We start from the raw sequence: 17,625 nt of genomic DNA on the forward strand, positions 1-17,625 counted from the left end.
CGTCAGCCGCTGTGGACGCCGGCCTCGTGGAGGGAGTATCCCCAGCCGGTGCCGCGCTCCAGGCCCTGGACGCGGACGTACCGGGCGGGCGTCGGGGTGAAGCGCGCGGTGTCCAGTCCGCCGTCGCCGGCGGTGGTGGACCAGGCGGTCCGCCAGGTCTCACCGTCGGTGGAGAGGTCGACGCGGTAGGCCTTCCCGTAGGCGCGTTCCCAGTCGAGGGTGACGCGGCCGACGAGGTGGGTGGCGCCCAGGTCGAGGCGCAGCCACTGGTCGTCGCTCCACTCGCTCGCCCACCGGGTGTCGCGCTCGCCGTCGACGGCCCGGCCCGGCGCGAAGCTCGTGAAGGGGTTCCACCACTCGGTGGAGCTCGCGGTGGCGGTGGCGCCGCGGGCGAGGTTCGTCTCCGCCCGGTGCCCCTCGGTCGCGCCCCAGGTGCCGAGGTAGGACTCGGCGCCGCGGAACAGGTCGTCCACCACGTCCTGCCCGCCGACCAGCCGGATGTCCTCGATCCAGTCGGGGACGAGGCCGTAGTGGGCGGCGCCGTCGGTGTTGAGGTCCCAGGTGCGCTCGCCGGTGGTCTGGCGGTCGAGGAGGGAGCCGCCGTCGGCGCTGCGGAAGGGGTAGCGGACCGGGTTGCCGGTGTCCGCGCCGCGCGGGGCGGGCCAGCCGCCGACGCCGTTCATGTCGGTGCCGTAGCCGTATCCGACGCCGTACTTCTCGCGCAGCGCGTCGGTGCGCCTCGCCTCCGCGGTGAAGTGCTCGGAGCCGTGCATGTACTGGGCGACGAAGCCGCCGAGGCGGTAGACGCGCTCGGTCCAGTTCAGGTCCATCCAGCTGTGCGAGGAGAGCACGCCCGGGTAGGACTCGGCCTCGAAGATGTCGAGCACCCGGCCGGTGGCCTTGACGCTCATGTGGTCGATCTCGAGCATCATCTTGCGCTGCATCATGCCGCGCACGGCGTACTCGCCGAGCGGGGTGAGCCCGCGGACGTTGCACCGGGCGTCCGTGTCGTACGACGGGACGCTCACGCCCGCCGGCAGCCGTTTCTCGGCCTCGGGGGCCGCGGCGAGGCCGATGGGGTTGTCGGCCTGCGGGCCGGTGCACTTCTCGGTCTTCCAGAAGGTGCCGGTGGACAGGAACTGCCCGACGTTGATGGCGGTGCCGAGCGCGCCCGAGTCGAAGCGGACCCCGCACAGCGCGTTGTCGAACTTGTGGCACAGGAACATGCTGCGCACGCCCAGCGCGTACAGCTCGTCCAGGCCTTTGTCGATGTCCTCCTTGTCGCACTGCGGCACGTCGAGGACCTGCTTGCAGCCGAACGGCTCGGAGGTCTCCACGCCGAGGATCACGGCCAGCTTGCCCTGCTCGATGACCCGGCGGGCCTGCGCGCTGTCGGTGACGATCCGGAACCAGCCCTTTCCGGGGCCGCCGTACATACGGTCGATGTACGCCTGGAGGTCGTACGTCAGCTTCGCCTGGAGCCGGATGGACGTCATCTCGTCGCAGGAGCGGTCCTTGAAGAAGTAGACCGAGCAGATCACGCCATTGGTGACGAGGTCGTTGACGAGCACGCGCTGGCCGCCGCGCCAGGCCCGTTCGACCCAGGCGTAGTAGTTCTGCTGGTGGGTGAGCGAGTCGTGGGCGGGCCAGTCCTCGAAGGTGGGCCAGCCGACGGGGTCGTGCCGGCCGTCGCCGCCGTTGGTGATGAAGTCGAAGATCGCGAGCGAGCCGTCGGGGTAGTGCTCGGGGCAGTCCTTCAGGGCGTCGGCGATGCCCGCCTCGGAGAAGGGCTTGCCGCAGATGAGCCGGCCGCCGAACGCCTCGTTGGAGAACAGGTGGTTGTGGGCGTCGACGAATCCGCGCACCCGGCCGTGGGCGTCGGTGCCGGTGAACGGCTCGCCGGTGACGCCGATGCGCGAGTCGGGGGCGGGGCGCGCGACCGGGTTCCACCAGTCGTCGCCGGCGGCGGAGCTGGGCGTGGGGCCGAGGGCCAGGGACAGGACCACGAGCAGCAGCGTGACGACGGTGACGTTCTTCCGCGTGCGGTACGAGCGTGGAGCCATACCCACTCCCCTGCTTGCCATGTCCGCGCCAACAGTGTCCGTCGAGCATCCCGACCGGCACCCCGGGAGTCAAGAAGATCGACCGAAGGACGATCCCAACCGGGCGTAAAGCGACCAGAGAATGGATAGGGGGGTATACGGCGAAGCTCGGGAAGGGGCGGGCACGGTCGGGCGTGCCCGGGGCGCCGGGTCTGACGTGCGGGTGGAGGGGCGGGCATGGGCGGGCAACCCTTGTATCTCGAACCACGGCTGGGGTCACGTCTCGGCTCGTTACTGGAGTCCCCACGGCTCCTGCACTCACTCACCGACGCGCTCGGTTCGCCGCTGAACGTGGTGATCCCCGATCAGATCGCGGACAACGTCGAGCAGTTCCGCTCCGTCTATGCCCGACACCATCTGTCGGGCCAGGTGTTCTTCGCGCACAAGGCCAACCGCTCCAGCGCCCTGCTGCGCCGGCTGGCCGCCACGGACGCCGGGGTGGACGTCGCGTCGCTGGGCGAGCTGCAGCACGCGCTCGGCGCCGGCTTCACCCCCGACCGCATCACGGCCACCGGGCCCAAGAACCCCGAGTTCCTGTGGCTGGCCGCCCGCACCTGCGTCACCGTCAGCGTCGACGGCCGCGCCGAGCTGGAGCAACTGGCGGCGCTGGTCCGCCGGTTCACACTGCCCCGGGTGCGGATTCTGCTGCGGCTGTCGGGGTTCGAGGCGTCCGGCGTCCGGGTGCTGAGCCGGCGCAGCCGGTTCGGTACGCCCGCGCAGGCGGTGAAGTCGCTGCTGGAGGCGGTCGAGGTGCACCGGGACGCGGTGGAGCCGGTGGGCGTGGCCTATCACCTGGACACCACCAGCCTCGACGAGAAGGCGACCGCGCTGGAGGGCTGCCTGCGGGTCCTGGAGGAGTGCCGTGACCGGGGGCTGCGTCCCCAAGTCGTCGACGTGGGCGGCGGGTTCGGGCTCGACTATCTGGCCGACGGCGAGCAGTGGCAGCGGTACACCAGCGCGCTCACCGACGCCGTCCTCGGCATCCGGCCGCCGCTGACCTGGGGCGGACACGGCTACGGGCTGCGCAACGAGGGCGGCACCCTGCGCGGCGCGCTCGGGCTCTACCCCGCCCACCGGCCGGTCGCCGGGGCGCGCTACCTCGACGAACTGCTGGCGCACCTCGCCCCGTCCCTGGGCGGCCGGCCGCTGGGCGCGCTGCTGGTGGAGCATCTGTACGACCTCTACACCGAGCCCGGGCGAGCCCTGCTGGATCAGTGCGGGCTGACCCTGGTGAAGGTGCTGGAGGTGCGCGAGCCGGAGTCCGGGGGCGAGCTGCTGGTACGGCTCGCGGCGAACGCGGGTGATGTGGGGCTGGAGGAGCACGGGGTCCTGCTGGACCCCGTCGTCGTCCCCCGCGTCGGCCGGGCTCCGGCCCGGTCCAAAACGGGCGAAGCCCCGGTCGCCGTCCATCTCTTCGGCAGCCTCTGCCTGGAGTCGGACCTGATCACCCGCCGCACGGTCTTCCTGCCGCGCCGGCCCGAGCCGGGTGACCTGATGGCGTTCGTGAACACCGCCGGCTACTGCATGGACTTTCACGCCACCCTGGCCCAGCGGCAGCCCGTCGCCCGCAAGGTCGCCGCCTGGCAGGGGGACGGCGCGTGGCACTGGTGCCTGGACGATCAGTACTGGCCGACCACCTCCGTGGGGGGAGCACAGTGAGGTACGACAGCATCACCGAGGCCATCGGCAACACCCCGTTGGTGCGCATCGACCCGGCCGTGCACGGCCTGCGCCACATCGACCTGTACGCCAAGCTGGAGCTGCTCAACCCGTTCGGCTCGGTCAAGGACCGGGCCGCGTGGAACATGGCGCGCCCGCACCTGGACTCCGCCGCGGCGCGGGGCAGCCAGGTCGTGGAGCTGTCCAGCGGGAACACGGCGAAGGCGCTGGCCGTGCTCGCCGGCATGCACGGCCTGACCTTCAAGAGCGTCACCAACCGGATGCGGATACCCGAGATCAAGGATCTGCTGCTGTTGCTCGGCGCGGAGATCGAGGAGCTGCCGGGCCAGAGCGAGTGCCTGGACCCGACCGCCACCGACGATCCGCTGACCCTGTTCCACCGGACGATCTCGGAGCAGGGCAGCGCGTATCTGCACACCGACCAGTACTTCAACCCGCGCAACACCGAGGCGCATCTGACCGGCACCGGCCCGGAGATCGTCAAGGATCTCGACGGCCGCGCCCCGGACTGGTTCGTCGCCTGCGTGGGCACCGCCGGATCCTCGACGGGGGTCGCCCGGGTGCTGCGGGAGAACGACCCCGCCGTGCGGGTCCTCGGGCTGGTGGCGGCCAAGTCCGACTTCATCCCCGGCATCCGCACCCTCGACGAGGCCCACGAGGTGGGCCTGTTCGACCCCGCCACCTACGACTCGATCGAGTCCGTCACCTCAGACGAGGCGATCGAGGGCATGCTCACCCTCAACCGCCGCTGCGGCATCCTGGCCGGCCCGACCGGCGGAGCAGCCTACTTCGGAGCGGTGCGCCGGCTGCGCGCCGCCGACGCCGATCTGACGGAGCGTCAGTCGGCGGTGTTCATCGTCTGCGACCGGGTGGAGAGCTATCTGAGCTACGTCCGCAAGCGGCGCCCCGACCTGTTCGGTCGCCCGGTGCGCACCAACGCGCCGGCCGACCTGACCGAGGACGAGGTGCGCACGGCCCCGTCCCTCGGCGTCGCCGAGGCCCGCGCCTGGATCGACACCGGCCGGCCGCTCGTGGTCGACCTGCGCAGCCCGTTCGCGTACGCCGCGCTGCACATCGACGGCTCGGTCAACATCGTCGACGAGGTCTTCGAGGAACTGCTGCGCGGCGGGCTGCCGTTCAGCCGCAGCCGCCCGGTGCTGCTGGCGTGTCCGGTGGGCGAGAAGTCCGCGCGCTACGCGGCGCTGCTGACCCGGATGGGCCACCCCGACGTGCGCAGCCTGGCCGGCGGGATCATCGCGTGGCGGGACGCGGGCGCGCCCCTGGTACGGGACTGACCACCATGACCACATCCGGGATCCGCGCCCAGGGCACCGCCGTGCTCACCGAACTGCGGGACTGGCAGCGGGCGTTGCGCGACCAGTTCCCCATCGTCACCGCCCACCCCGATCTCGCCTATCTGGACAGCGCGGCCACCGCCCAGAAACCGCGGGCTGTGCTCGATACGGCGCTGACCTACCTCACCACCACCAACGCCAACGCCGGACGCGGCACCTACCCCTGGGCCAACCGCAGCACCGCGCTGATCGAGGAGGCCCGCGAGCGGGTCAAGCGGTTCCTCGACGACCCCGCCCCGGAGCGCTCGGCCGTGCACTTCACCAGCGGCACCACCGAGGGGCTGCGCACCCTCGCCCGCGACTGGCTGCCCTCGTTCCTCTCCGACGGCGACGAGATCGTCGTCCCCGTCGCCGACCACCAGGCGAACATCGAGCCCTGGCTGGAGGCCCAGCGGCTGCTGGCCCGCCAGGGGGTGCGCGTCGAGGTCCGGCCGATGCCGTACCAGGCGGTCTCCGGCGACTACGACCACACGGCGCTCGCCGGACTGGCGGGCCCGCGCACCCGGTTCGTCGCCGTCACCCATGTCCACCACGTGTACGGCGGCGACATGAACGTCCACCGGATCCGCGAGGCGGTCGGTCCGGAGGCGGTCATCTGTCTGGACGCCGCCCAGAGCGTCGGGCACGTGCCGGTGTCGGTGGCCGGTCTGGACGTCGACTTCGTCGTCTTCTCCGGGCACAAGGCGATGGCCCTGCCGGGGACGGGCGCCGTGTGGGCGCGTCAGGCGCGCGGGCCGGTGTTCACCCCGGGCGGCTGGTCCGGCACGCCCAACACCGTGGGCATCGCCTCCCTGACCGCGGCCCTGGACTGGCTGGACGGCGCCGGTGTCGACCGGATCGAACAGTGGACGGTGGCGCTCGCGGCCCGGCTCACCGACGGGCTGCGCCGGCTGGACTCCTACGAGATCCTCGGCTGCCAGACCAGTCTCGCCGCCGACTCACCCGTCCAGCAGCGCCGCGGGATCGTCACCTTCCGGCACCGCGCCGTCGACTCCGGCGACCTCGGGTTCATCCTCTTCAGCCACGGCTTCATGGTCCGCTCCGACCAGCACTGCCAGGGCGACGCGGGCGAGCGCACCGGCTCCGTCCGGGTGAGTCTGCATGTCTACAACGAGGTGGCGGAGATCGACCGGCTGCTGTCCGTCCTGGCGTCACTGGAGTGAGTGATGCCGCACTCGAACGCGTAATGGGAACCGTTTTCATCTGTAGACTCGAGGTACGAACGGGACATCGGGTGCGAGACGGTGAGGTGGCACGACCCCATGGGACTGAGCCTGGCGACGGCGGAACGATGGGTGGAGCGCTGGGAGCGCCAGCAGCAGCGGTACGCCATCGACCGCGAAGAGCGCTTCACCGTCATCGCCGACGTCGTCGAGCACGTCACCGCCGGACGCCCGGGCCGCCCGCTCGTCGTCGACCTCGGGTGCGGCCCCGGCTCGCTCGCCGCCCGGCTGGCCCGCCGGCTGCCGTCCGCCGAGATCGTCGGCGTCGACCGGGACCCGCTGCTGCTGGAGCTGGCCCGGACCCACCACCCGGACGCCGCCCGGTACGTCGACGCGGAGATCGACGCACCGGGCTGGACCGAGGCCCTGGCGCTCGACCGCCCGCTGGACGCGGCCGTGTCCACGACCGCCCTGCACTACCTGACCCCGGACGCGTTGCGGCGCACCTACCGGCGGCTCGCCGAACTCCTGCGGCCCGGCGGGGTCCTCGTCAACGGCGACCACCTGCCGCACGACGACCCCGGGCTCGCGGAGATCTCCGACGCGGTGGGCAGCCGGCACGCCGAGCGGCAGCGGGCCTGGCCTCAGGAGGACTGGACGTCCTGGTGGACGGCGGTCGCCGAGGACCCCGAACTGACCGACCTCCTCGCCGAACGCCGCAGCCGCGAACCCTCCCCCGGCACCCCCGAACCCGCCCCCCTCTCCCTCGCCGCGCACGTCCGGCTGCTGCGGCAGGCGGGGTTCCGGCAGGCGGGCGCGGTCTGGCAGTACGGCGACAGCCACGTGGTCGTCGCGATCCGCTGACTCAGGGCCGCCCGGACAGCGGGCACGCGGTCAGCAGGTCCGCGGCGTCCGCCCCGGCGGGCCGGGCGACCGTCCCGGAGGCGGGTGGCCGGTGCCCCGCGGCGAGCCAGTCCTCCAGCGCGGTGAACGCCGAGCGGTGGCAGGGGGTGAGCGGGCGCAGCCGGTCCGGGAAGGCGTCGACGAGGCTGTCGGTGTGGGTGCCGCCCTCGATCCGGTAGTAGCGGTGCAGCCCGCCGCGCCCGGCGTCGTCGACCATACGGGCGTAGACGTCCGAGTCCCGGCCGATCGGGAGGAGCACGTCGAGGGTGCCGTGCAGGGTGATCAGCGGCTTGCCGATCCGCCCGGTGAGCGCGATCCGCTCCACGGCGCGGCGGACCTCGTCGGGGCGCGCCGCGTAGTCGTAGTCGGCGTCGCAGGCCGGGGTGCCCGGCGCGCAGTACGGCGTTCCGGCCTCCGTCGGGCCGTCGTAGCCGGGGTCGATCTCCTCGCGGTAGACGCGCTGCGTCAGGTCCCAGTAGACCTGGTGGTGGTACGGCCACAGGAACTCCGAGCCGGCCGGGAAGCCCGCGGTGTGCAGGGCGGCCCGCGCCCGCTCGGCGTCCGGGCCGTCCGCCGCGTACACGGGGTAGGCGCGCAGCGCCTCGGGCAGGAAGTGCAGCAGGGTGGGTCCGTCGGCGCGCCAGAGGGTGCCCTCCCAGTCCACTCCCCCGTCGTAGAGCTCGGGATGGTTCTCGAGCTGCCAGCGCACCAGATAGCCGCCGTTGGACATGCCGGTCACCAGGGTGCGGGCCGGCGGGCGCAGATAGCGCTGGGCGACGGCCGCACGGGCGGCCCGGGTGAGCTGGGTGAGCCGGTGGTTCCACTCGGCGATGGCGTCGCCCGGCCGCTTCCCGTCCCGGTGGAAGGCGAGGCCGGTGTTGCCCTTGTCCGTGGCGGCGTACGCGTAGCCACGGGAGAGGACCCAGTCGGCGATGGCCCGGTCGTTGGCGTACTGCTCGCGGTTGCCCGGGGTGCCGGCCACGACAAGGCCGCCGTTCCAGCGGTCCGGCAGGCGCAGCACGAACTGGGCGTCGTGGTGCCAGCCGTGGTTGGTGTTGGTGGTAGAGGTGTCGGGGAAGTAGCCGTCGATCTGGATGCCCGGGACGCCGCTCGGCACCGTGAGGTTCTTCGGGGTGAGGCCGGCCCAGTCGGCGGGGTCGGTGTGGCCGGAGGCGACCGTTCCGGCCGTGGTCAGCTCCTCGAGGCAGGCCGCCTTCTGGTGTTCGGCGCCCGGCACGCGGACGTGGGTCATGCGTGGGCAGGGGCGTGTGCCGTCGGCGGACGTGGACGTGGCCGTTGTCGTGGTCCTGGTCGTCGCAGCGGTCGTGACCGTCGCCGCGGTGGCCATCGTCGTCGGCGTGGAGGCGAAGAGAGCGAGGGCGGCGAGAGCGGCGGCCGGTACGCCCCGTCGCCGGAAACGTGGTGTGGAGCCGCGGGCGAGACGCATCGGGTGCCTCCGGGATCGAGTGCCTGGGATGCGCGGGAGGTTAGGCCGCCCGGAGCGGGCGTGACCATGGAGGGTCGGCACATATGTCGCTCGCTCAACCTGGTTGCGCAGCCTATGCCTTGGAGCTGGGGCCGCACCGATGATGCCGCCCACTCGTCCATCGCATCGCATCGCAGCAGGGAGGCAGTCGCCATGAGACAGCCGCATCACCCCACGAAGGGCCGCCGCCTCATGGGCGGCGTCCGCCGCCGGCTCGCCGCAGCGGCGGGCGCACTGGCCCTCACCGCCGGCCTGGTGGCCCTGGGTCCGCCCGCCTCCGCCGCGGGCCTGACCCAGGTCACCGGTTTCGGCACCAATCCCGGCAACCTCGCCATGTACGCCTACGTCCCCGACGCCCTGCCCGCCGGCGCCCCGCTCGTGGTGGCGCTGCACGGCTGCACGCAGAGCGCGAGCGACTACTACGGCCACTCGGGCTGGCCGGCCCTCGCCGACCGGCACCGTTTCGCGGTGGTCTTCCCCCAGACCGGCGCCGCCAACAACGCCAACTCCTGCTTCAACTGGTTCGAGCCGGGTGACAGCACGCGCGGCCGGGGCGAGGCGCTGTCGATCCGGCAGATGGTCGACAAGGCGGTCGCCCTGTACGGCAGCGACCCCCGGCGCGTTTACGTCACGGGCCTGTCGGCGGGCGGTGGCATGACGGCGAACCTGCTCGCCGCGTACCCCGAAGTCTTCGCGGGCGGGGCCATTGCCGCCGGGCTGCCCGCCCGCTGCGCCGACAACGTGACCGCCGCGTACACCTGCATGTACAGCCCGCCGGACCGGACCCCGGACCAGTGGGGTGACCTGGTGCGTGCCGCCGCTCCGGCCGGGACCACCTCGTGGCCGCGCGTGGCGATCTGGCAGGGCACGGCCGACACCACGGTCCGGCCCGCCAACGCGACCGAACTGCGTGACCAGTGGACCGACGTGTGGGGCATCGGCCAGACCCCGACCCGCACCGAGAGCCTGCCCGGCTCCACCACGCGGAGCGTCTACGCCGACGCCTCCGGGCGCCCCGTGGTCGAGGTGTACTCGATCGCCGGCATGGGACACGGGCTCGCGGTCGACCCGGGCAGCGGCCCCGAGCAGTGCGGCACGGCTGGCACGTACTACCTCGACACCATCTGCTCCAGCCATCACACCGTCCGCTTCTGGGGGCTCGACCGCGGCAGCGGCGACGGCGGCACCGGGGCGCTGCCCGCCCCCACCGGGCTGACCGTCACGGCCACCACCGACTCCACGGTCACCCTGCGCTGGAACGCGGTCGCCGGAGCGGCCTCGTACCAGGTCTTCCGCGACGGGACGAAGGTGGCCGGCACCGCGTCCACCGGCCACACCGACAGCGCTCTGGCCACCGGCACGACGTACCGCTACACCGTGGCCGCCGTCGACTCCGCGGGCGCCCCGGGCGCGGCCTCCGCCGCGGTGACCGCCACCACCACCGGCTTCACACCCACCTGCCACACGGCGAGCAACTACGACCACACCGTGGCCGGACGGGCCTACGCGAGCGGCGGCCAGACCTACGCCAAGGGCTCCGACCAGCCCATGGGTCTGTGGAACACCTTCGTCACGAGCACGCTGAAGCAGACCTCGCCCGGCTACTACGTGATCGCCGACTGCTGACCGGCCGGCGTCAGCGGCGGGAGGCGCGGGGCGCGGGCGGCGTGACCCGCACCCGCTGCTCCTGCGGCACGTTGTCGATGTCGTCGAGCTGCGCGACGATCGTGGCGCGCAGTTCGTCGTAGTCCTCGAAGGAGTAGTCGTTGAACAGTGTGTAGCCCGTCCACATCAGGTTGGCGCACACCCGCGCGGGCACCCGGCCGGTTCGGGCGCCCATGCCGACCAGCGCCACGGACTCGATGCTGCCGGGCTTCTCGTCGTTCTGCTGGTGGATCGCCTGGAACGCGGCGGCGCACGCCAGCGCCACGTTCAGGGTCTCGCTGACGTTCTGCGAGGACGTCTCCATCGTGGGCGTCGAGATCAGGTACTCGGGGGTGACGGCTCCCGACGGGACGCAGACCGCGCTGCCCACCGGGAGGCTCCCCGCGAACCGGTCCCGGATCGCGCGCTGCACGCGCAGCTGTATGCCCGCCCCGAGGTGGCGCTTGATCGCCGCGTCGACGCCGCCGTCCATCCGGCCCCGGGAGTTGGTGGGGCTCACCCAGGCGTCGACCTTCTCGTCGAGGATCGAGCCCCTGCGGATCTCGATCCCGGGGGTGTCGGCGAACGCCGCCCGCCATGCCTCCACCACCTGCGTGTTGATGTCGGTCAGCACGACCCTCAGCGGCGGCTGCACACGGTTCACGGTCACGACGCACTCCCATCGGGATAGGGCACTTCCACTGCTCGGGACGCTACCGCCCCCCACTGACAACGCCGTTGGGAGCGGTGCTGTCAGACCCCGCTGTTAGCCTCCCGGCCATGATCGATGCCGAGACCCCCGGTCAGCCCGACCCGAACGACCCGCTGGCCCTCACCGAACTGTTCCAGGGCGGCGGCGAACCGTGGCTTCCGCTGCTCAAGCCGGTCATCGAGGCGCAGCCGGACGCGGCGGCGTTCATCGGCCCGGGCCGCGGCCAGGACGTCGTGCCGGTCCGCGAGCTGACCTTCCAGGCGCTCAAGCCCCATCCGCCGCACAAGTGGAAGGTCGTCGTCTTCGGGCAGAACCCGTATCCGCGGCCCGAGAGCGCCACCGGCATCGCCATGTTCGACAACACCTTCCACGACTGGAAGGACAGCCAGTTCGGCCGGGTCGTCAGCATCCGCTGCATCATCAAGGCGGCGGCGATGTGGAAGTACGGCATACCCAAGAAGACGCCGATCGCCGACATCCGGGCGCTGCTCGCGCAGCAGGAGACCGTCCGGCCGCCGGAGTGGTTCCAGGCGATGCTGACGCAGGGCGTGCTGCTGCTGAACGCGGCGCTCACCGCGAGCAGCGACGGGCCGCGGGGCGGCGCGGAGCCGCACACCGCGTTCTGGCGTCCGGTCGCCGAGCGGATCGTCGAGGAGATCCTGAAGGCCAAGCAGGGCGCCGACGAGGAGGACCGCGGTGTCGTCTTCGCCTGGTGGGGGGCGCACGCCCGCAACCTGAAGAAGGTCGTGCTGCGGCTCCAGGAGAAGTACCCGGACGTCGAGGTCCGGCACATCGACCACTGCAACCCCGCCGCGCAGGGCGACATCTTCTGCGACGGCGACCACTTCGGGGTGGTGAACGACGCGCTCGCGTCGCTGGGCGCCGAGCCGGTCGACTGGCTGCCGAGCACGGGGTGGAACACGTCGGCGGCACAGACCGGCGGGGGCGGCGGTGACGTCGCCGAACGCATGGGGGCGTTCATCGCGTCCACGATGGAGCTGCACCAGCTGTATCTGGAGCGGCTGGCGAGCGTCAAGGACGAGGGGCTCGCCCTTCCGGCGATCACCGGGGTGTTCGACACGCCGCTGATGGACTTCCGCGACGCCGTCGCCCCGGTCGCGAAGCTGCTGCCGGGGCTCGACCGGCACATCCAGCGGTCGTACGAGTTCGGCAAGGCGCGGGCGGACGAACCGACCGGGGCCGGTCTGTCCGCCGACGCCATCGCCGCGCTGTACCTGTACACCTGCGAGTCCGCGTTCTACCGGGAGATCAACGCCGTCCTGCGCTCCGCGGACCGGAGCAGGGTGGTGCCGTATCTGCCGTATCTGCGGCTGCTGTTCGCGGCGGTGGCGGAGCTTCCCGTGCGCACCGAGCCGCTGTGGCGCGGGGTGTCGCTCGATCTGCGGGCCCAGTATCCGGTCGGGCGGACCGTGACCTGGTGGGGTGTGTCCTCCTGCACGTCCGAACCGGGCGTGGCGCGCGGGTTCCTCGGCAGCCGTGGCAAGCGGACGCTGTTCGAGGTGGTCCCGGCCCGTGCCGTGGGGATCCGCAGCTTCTCCGCGTTCACCGGCGAGGAGGAGTTCCTGCTCCTGCCGGGCACCCAGCTGAAGGTGACGGACGTGCGGACCGAGCGCGGCGGGCTGTGCACCGTGCGGCTGATCGAGCTGGAGGCGGAGCCCCTGGTGTCCTGAGCGGCGGGAGGCGGGGCCTCAGGTGTCCTGAGCTGCGGGAGGCGGTTCAGCGCCAGTCGCCGGTCAGCCAGGCGAGGAGTCGGGGGTGGGAGGAGCCGTCGCAGTCGACGAGCACGGCGGTGTCGACGACCTTCACGGTGAACACCGCGTCGGCGGTCCGGGAGAGATCGTCGGTCAGCTCGGCGGGCTCGCCGATCAGCGGCGGTTCCTCGATCGCGATGCCGGGGTCGGGTGTGTCGCAGCCGACGCCGGGGAGCGGCTGGCCGAGATACCAGCCGCCGAGGAAGACGGCGTACAGCACCGCGGTGGCGCCCAGGCGGCGCGGAGTTATCCAGGATGGCACCCAACCAGTCTTCCAGACAGCGGAGTTGGGTGAGCGGCCGGGCGGCCCGTGGCGGTCGCGGGCCAGCGCGGGCCCCGTGGCGGGCGCCCGCAAGCGGCACCGAAGCTGATCGCCACCACCCCACGGTGTGGTTGAAGTTGCATCGATTCCGGGGGCCGTTCGGGAGATGCACGCGTCCGGATTCGGGCGCACGATGGGAAAAGAGCACTGCAAGGCGAGCAGACCATGAGCGGGCACCATTCGGCGACCGTGGGATGCCCCGATCTCCCGAGGCGGGCAGAGCGGCGCGCCGGCGGATGTCCGCCGTGGCCGCTCTGCCTTGTCCGCGCAGCGCCCCGCAGGGCCGAACGCCCTGCCCCCGGCGGCCACGCCGGGACTCGTCACGCGGCGCCCGTCCGACCTTTCGATCACCGGAGAGCCGAGATGACCGTGTTCTTCTTCGACATCGGGGCGACGTTGGCGGATGTCAGTGTCGAGGCCGACGGCTCCCTGCGCCTTCAGGTCCGGCCTCGTGTCCCGGACGTACTGCATGACCTTTCGGGGGCACGCAAGGGCATCCTCTCCGACCCGGGCCCGGGCGAGGAGGCGCGAGCGCGGGCGGCGGCAGCCCTCGACGCGGCCCTCGGCGACCACTTCACGGACACCCGCCTCCTCCACTGGGGGCCCAAGACCTCCCGCGCGATCTTCGACGAGGCGGTGGCGAGCGCGGGCGGGGCGGCCGGGGACGAGGTCGGTGTCTTCGTCGGGGAGGATGCCGACGAGCGGGCCTTCGCCCGGCAGGCCGGTCTGCGCACGGCGGCGCATCCGGTGTTCGCGCGGGCCGCCGCCGAGGACCGCCCCGTCTTCTGGACGTGGCTCGGGGTGCCGGAGGGCAGGAGCCTGGCCGACCTGGCGGAGGCCGTCGACGGCACGGAGGCCGTTCCCGTGCACGTCCCCTCCCCCGGGCTGGTGCTGGCCATGGCGACCTCGCTCGGCGTCGAGGACCTGCGGCGCGGCGGGTTCACAGCCGATGTGCGCGAACAGGTGGAGGACACGGCGGCGTTCCTGGTCCGCGACGACCGGCCGGTCTCGGTCCCCGAGTCCTTCGCCGGGTCCTCGGACGCGTCGAGGGCGGCGGCCGAGGCCTCCGCGCGCGCGGCGGCGGCGTACGGCTTCCTCACCGGCGGACTGCCGGGGGACGCACCGCCGCCGGTGTCGCTGGGGGCCGCGCCGGGCGGCGTCTACATCGCCGCACCGGCCGGTGTCCCGGTCGAGGACCTGCACCCGCCGGGCGCGAAGCCCGGGCACGTCGAGCGTCTGCTCCCCGACCCGGCGCTGCTGTCGCGCCCCGGGGTGGCGCAGGCGCGGGACCTCGCCGAAGGGCCGGCCGAGGGGTTCGCCGACGGCCGCCCCTCCCCGCGGGTCATGGCCGCGGTGAGCGCCGCCGTGACGCCGGACGCCCTGCGGGCCCATGTGGCGCGGATCTCCGGGGCGAGCCCGCTCGTGGACGGCGAGGAGCTGAGGGTCCGCAGCCGTGACGCGGCCGCGGACGACAACCAGCGTGTGGTCGACGCCCTCGCCGACCGGTTCCGCGGTCTGGGCCTGGCCGTCCGCCGGCACGAGTTCACCTGGCACGGGCACCGTTTGTCCAACGTGGAGGCGGAGCACCGCGTCGAGGGCGCCGACTCCACCGTCCTCGTCACGGCCCATCTCGATTCGACCGCGTCGAGCGGCGACTTCACCGACGAGAACGGCGAGCCACGCCCCTACGACCCGGCGGCGGATCCCGCTCCGGGCGCGGACGACGACGGCAGCGGCACCGCGGCGGTCCTGGCCGCGGCCGAGAGCCTGCGGGCGCTCGTCGCCGACGGGGGCACACCGACGAGGAACGTGCGCTTCGTCCTGTTCAACGCCGAGGAGCAGGGGCTCGTCGGCAGCAAGTTCTACGCCCGCGCCGCCGCGGCGAGGGGTGAGGCCATCGTCGGTGTCTTCCAGATGGACATGATCGCCGGCTTGCAGGACGGCAGCGCGCCGAGGATGGAGATCCACGCCGGCTCACGGGTGCCCGGCCCGGTCGTCCACGCGTCCGACGCGCTCGGCGGCCTCGTCGCGCACACCACCGAGGCCATCGCCCCCGAGTTCACGGTCCAGCAGCTCACCGGCCCCGACGATCCGGCGGTCGGGCGCAGCGACCACGCGAGCTTCCACGAGCGGGGGTGGGCGGCCGTCGCCGTGTCCGAGGACCTCTTCTCGACCCCCGACGGGGCGCCCGGCACCGGCACCCGGCAGTACCACACGCCCGGCGACACGCTGTCGGACGTGGACCACGACGCGGAGTTCGCGGCCACGATCGCCCGCTGTGTCACGGCGACCGCGCTGACGGTCGCGGGTCTGTGACCGGGGACCGGCGGTCTCGATCCCGTATCCGCAACCCGAGCACGAGGACCACACCATGACCGAGCTGATCGACAAACGGGATCTGGACTACGACCGGCTGGCGACGGTCGGCGGGGCGGAGGCGTTCCTCGACACGACCGAGCGGGTGGCGGCCGAGGTGGACCACACCCTCGTCGCCGAACCCGGCAAGGTGAACCGCTTCACCGGCCATCTCACCGAACTCAGGGTGGAGGGCGCTCCCGGGCTCACCGAGGAGCCGGGCGCGCGGACCACGGAGGCCGACTACACGGCTCAGGCCAGGAGTTACCTGGCGTCGGTGGCGGAGGTGATGGGCTTCGCGTCCGACGAGCCCGCCGAGTTCGTGGCCGACCCCCGGGTGACCGCCACCAGCGAGGGCATGCGGGTGGTCAGCCTCCAGCAGGTGCACAACGGCATCGAGGTGTGGGGGATGGCGCCGAAGGTGTGGCTGCGGGAGGACGGCACGGTGGACCGGGTGGTCGGCGACACGGTGAGCGTGCCGGTGAACGTCCCGGCCGTCCCGGCGGTGCCGGTCGAGGCGGCGCTGGCCGTCGCGGCGGCGAAGGCGGCGGCGCCCCGGACGCTCGAAGGGCCCTTCGGCGAGGACGAGTTGCCCGCCCTGGACATATCCGGCGGCTTCGAGCGGCTGACGCACCACGCGCTCAACGACCAGCCGATGACGTTCACCCAGGGAGCGTTCGACGAGGCCGTCCCGGCCCGCCTGGTGTACCTCTACATGGGCGGCGACGTCCGGCTGGCCTGGGAGTTCACCTTCTCCCGGGCCCATCTCGCCGTGCAGTACCAGGCGCTGGTGGAGGCCGACGGCCGTGCGCGGGACAAGAACGCGCCGGAGATCCTGTACTTCCAGGACGTGGCGAACCGCGTCGTCGAAGGGCGGGTCTGCCGGCGCAATCCGGCCGAGAGCGGCTTCGACCGGGTGCCGTTCCCGCTGCCGCTGAGCGAGTATCCGACCGAGGTGCCCGCCGACCCGCTCCCCGGGTTCCCCGGGCCGTGGACGGGGTTCCAGAACGGGCACGTGGCGACCGTCGGCAACAACGTGGTGGCCGTCGACGGGGCCAGCGGGCGGACCTTCGAGATCACCACGGACCCGCAGGGCAACGCCGTGTTCGACCCGCCGCCCGACTCGCCCGAGCAGTTCGTCACCAACATCTTCTTCTTCTGCAACTACCTGCACGACTTCTTCATGACGCTCGGCTTCACGGAGAAGCACGGCAACTTCCAGACGACGAACGTGTCCGGGGAGGGCGCGGGCGCCGACCCCGTCCGGGCCTTCGCCCATCCGCAGCCGGTCCTCGGCACGGCCAACATGGCCACCCAGGCCGACGGCCGGGCGGCGGTGATGAACATGGGCCTGGTCCGCTCCACCGGCCGGCACACGGCGCTCGACGGAGACGTCGTGGTGCACGAGTTCGTGCACGGGGTGTCCAACCGGCTCGTGGGCGGTCTGCACGACGCGGAGGGGCTGCGGGAGCGTCAGTCCCGCGCGATGGGCGAGGGCTGGTCGGACTTCTTCGCGCTCACCACCCGCAACTGCTCGCAGGAGCCGGAACGGGTCGTGGTCGGCAACTGGGTGATCGACGACCCGGGCGGCATCCGCCAGCGGCCCTACGACGCGTCGTACCCGGGCGGCTTCGGAGACATCGGCAAGGGCCCCGGCGAACTCGCGGACGACCTGGACTACACGAAGATCCACAACGTCGGCGAGATCTGGTGCGCGACGCTCCTGGAGATGACCCGCCGGATCACCGCCGCGCTGGGCGACAAGGAGCGCGCCTACCGGGTGACGTGGCAGGCGGTCGTCGACGGTCTGAAACTCACCCCGAAGAACCCGAGCTTCCTCACCGCCCGCGACGCGATCCTGCGCGCCCTGCGGGAACTGCGGGGCAGTCGCCTCTCCGAAGGCGAGTATGAGGCGGTCCGGCAGGCCGCGTGGGAGTCGTTCGCGAAGTTCGGCATGGGCTTCGACGCGTTCTCCCCGACCGCGTCCTTCAGCGGCTGCCGGGCGGGCACGCGGATGCCGCCGCCCGGCCACGAGGACTAGGGGGTGTCTCGTCGATCAGGCCGGATCAGCGAGCGGCGTCTGGTGCCGTGCATCGCAAGGCGGAGGAGGGAGTCGATGCGATGGGGGTGC

Annotated in this window: 12 protein-coding genes; 8 read left to right on the top strand and 4 right to left on the bottom strand. The window is 72.5% G+C overall.

The genetic code is table 11. The annotated features are described in order from the left end of the window. Positions 1 to 2 precede the first annotated feature (2 nt). Positions 3 to 2,063 (bottom strand): discoidin domain-containing protein, encoded by a 2,061-nt coding sequence (locus ACIG0D_RS26800; protein ID WP_399805675.1) that lies wholly within the window; start codon positions 2,061 to 2,063, stop codon positions 3 to 5. A gap of 216 nt (positions 2,064 to 2,279) precedes the next feature. Here ACIG0D_RS26800 and ACIG0D_RS26805 point away from each other — a divergent pair, with 216 nt between their 5' ends. From ACIG0D_RS26805 to ACIG0D_RS26820, 4 genes are all read left to right on the top strand, one after another. Then, positions 2,280 to 3,761, top strand: coding sequence for a Y4yA family PLP-dependent enzyme (locus ACIG0D_RS26805; RefSeq protein WP_399805677.1), 1,482 nt, complete (start codon positions 2,280 to 2,282; stop codon positions 3,759 to 3,761). Next, positions 3,758 to 5,077 carry a pyridoxal-phosphate dependent enzyme gene (locus ACIG0D_RS26810; protein ID WP_399805679.1) on the top strand — a complete coding sequence of 440 codons (1,320 nt, stop codon included), beginning with the start codon at positions 3,758 to 3,760 and terminating at the stop codon, positions 5,075 to 5,077. The genes ACIG0D_RS26805 and ACIG0D_RS26810 overlap by 4 nt, the downstream gene beginning before the upstream one ends. Before the next feature lie 5 nt (positions 5,078 to 5,082). Beyond that, positions 5,083 to 6,300, top strand: coding sequence for an aminotransferase class V-fold PLP-dependent enzyme (locus ACIG0D_RS26815; RefSeq protein WP_399805681.1), 1,218 nt, complete (start codon positions 5,083 to 5,085; stop codon positions 6,298 to 6,300). Between the two features lie 99 nt (positions 6,301 to 6,399). Then, positions 6,400 to 7,164 carry a class I SAM-dependent methyltransferase gene (locus ACIG0D_RS26820; protein ID WP_399805683.1) on the top strand — a complete coding sequence of 255 codons (765 nt, stop codon included), beginning with the start codon at positions 6,400 to 6,402 and terminating at the stop codon, positions 7,162 to 7,164. Position 7,165: 1 nt separating this feature from the next. Here ACIG0D_RS26820 and ACIG0D_RS26825 read toward each other — a convergent pair whose 3' ends face one another. Continuing rightward, complete coding sequence (locus ACIG0D_RS26825; RefSeq protein WP_399805685.1) at positions 7,166 to 8,650, bottom strand: tannase/feruloyl esterase family alpha/beta hydrolase; 1,485 nt, start codon at positions 8,648 to 8,650, stop codon at positions 7,166 to 7,168. Between the two features lie 231 nt (positions 8,651 to 8,881). On the opposite strand from ACIG0D_RS26825, the gene ACIG0D_RS26830 reads away from it, so the two are divergent. Next, positions 8,882 to 10,315 carry a PHB depolymerase family esterase gene (locus ACIG0D_RS26830; RefSeq protein ID WP_399805719.1) on the top strand — a complete coding sequence of 478 codons (1,434 nt, stop codon included), beginning with the start codon at positions 8,882 to 8,884 and terminating at the stop codon, positions 10,313 to 10,315. A 10-nt stretch (positions 10,316 to 10,325) separates the two neighbouring features. On the opposite strand, the gene ACIG0D_RS26835 is transcribed toward ACIG0D_RS26830, so the two are convergent. Beyond that, a complete protein-coding gene (locus ACIG0D_RS26835) occupies positions 10,326 to 11,003 on the bottom strand; it encodes a macro domain-containing protein (RefSeq protein WP_399805688.1) in 678 nt (225 codons plus the stop codon). A gap of 110 nt (positions 11,004 to 11,113) precedes the next feature. Between ACIG0D_RS26835 and ACIG0D_RS26840 the strand changes: the two genes are divergently transcribed. After that, entirely contained in the window at positions 11,114 to 12,736 is a 1,623-nt protein-coding gene (locus tag ACIG0D_RS26840; protein ID WP_399805690.1) for an ADP-ribosyltransferase domain-containing protein, read from the top strand. A 46-nt stretch (positions 12,737 to 12,782) separates the two neighbouring features. Here the strand turns inward: ACIG0D_RS26840 and ACIG0D_RS26845 are convergent, their stop codons facing one another. Then, positions 12,783 to 13,079, bottom strand: a complete 297-nt coding sequence (locus tag ACIG0D_RS26845) for a hypothetical protein (RefSeq protein WP_399805692.1) — start codon at positions 13,077 to 13,079, stop codon at positions 12,783 to 12,785. Between the two features lie 423 nt (positions 13,080 to 13,502). Here ACIG0D_RS26845 and ACIG0D_RS26850 point away from each other — a divergent pair, with 423 nt between their 5' ends. Together ACIG0D_RS26850 and ACIG0D_RS26855 are read left to right on the top strand one after the other, a co-directional pair. Further along, positions 13,503 to 15,455 carry a M28 family metallopeptidase gene (locus tag ACIG0D_RS26850; RefSeq protein ID WP_399805694.1) on the top strand — a complete coding sequence of 651 codons (1,953 nt, stop codon included), beginning with the start codon at positions 13,503 to 13,505 and terminating at the stop codon, positions 15,453 to 15,455. Positions 15,456 to 15,510: 55 nt separating this feature from the next. Next, positions 15,511 to 17,535 carry a M36 family metallopeptidase gene (locus ACIG0D_RS26855; RefSeq protein WP_399805696.1) on the top strand — a complete coding sequence of 675 codons (2,025 nt, stop codon included), beginning with the start codon at positions 15,511 to 15,513 and terminating at the stop codon, positions 17,533 to 17,535. The last annotated feature ends 90 nt before the right edge of the window (positions 17,536 to 17,625 follow it).

The organism is Streptomyces sp. NPDC052773 (assembly GCF_044547145.1).
Lineage (GTDB): Bacteria > Actinomycetota > Actinomycetes > Streptomycetales > Streptomycetaceae > Streptomyces.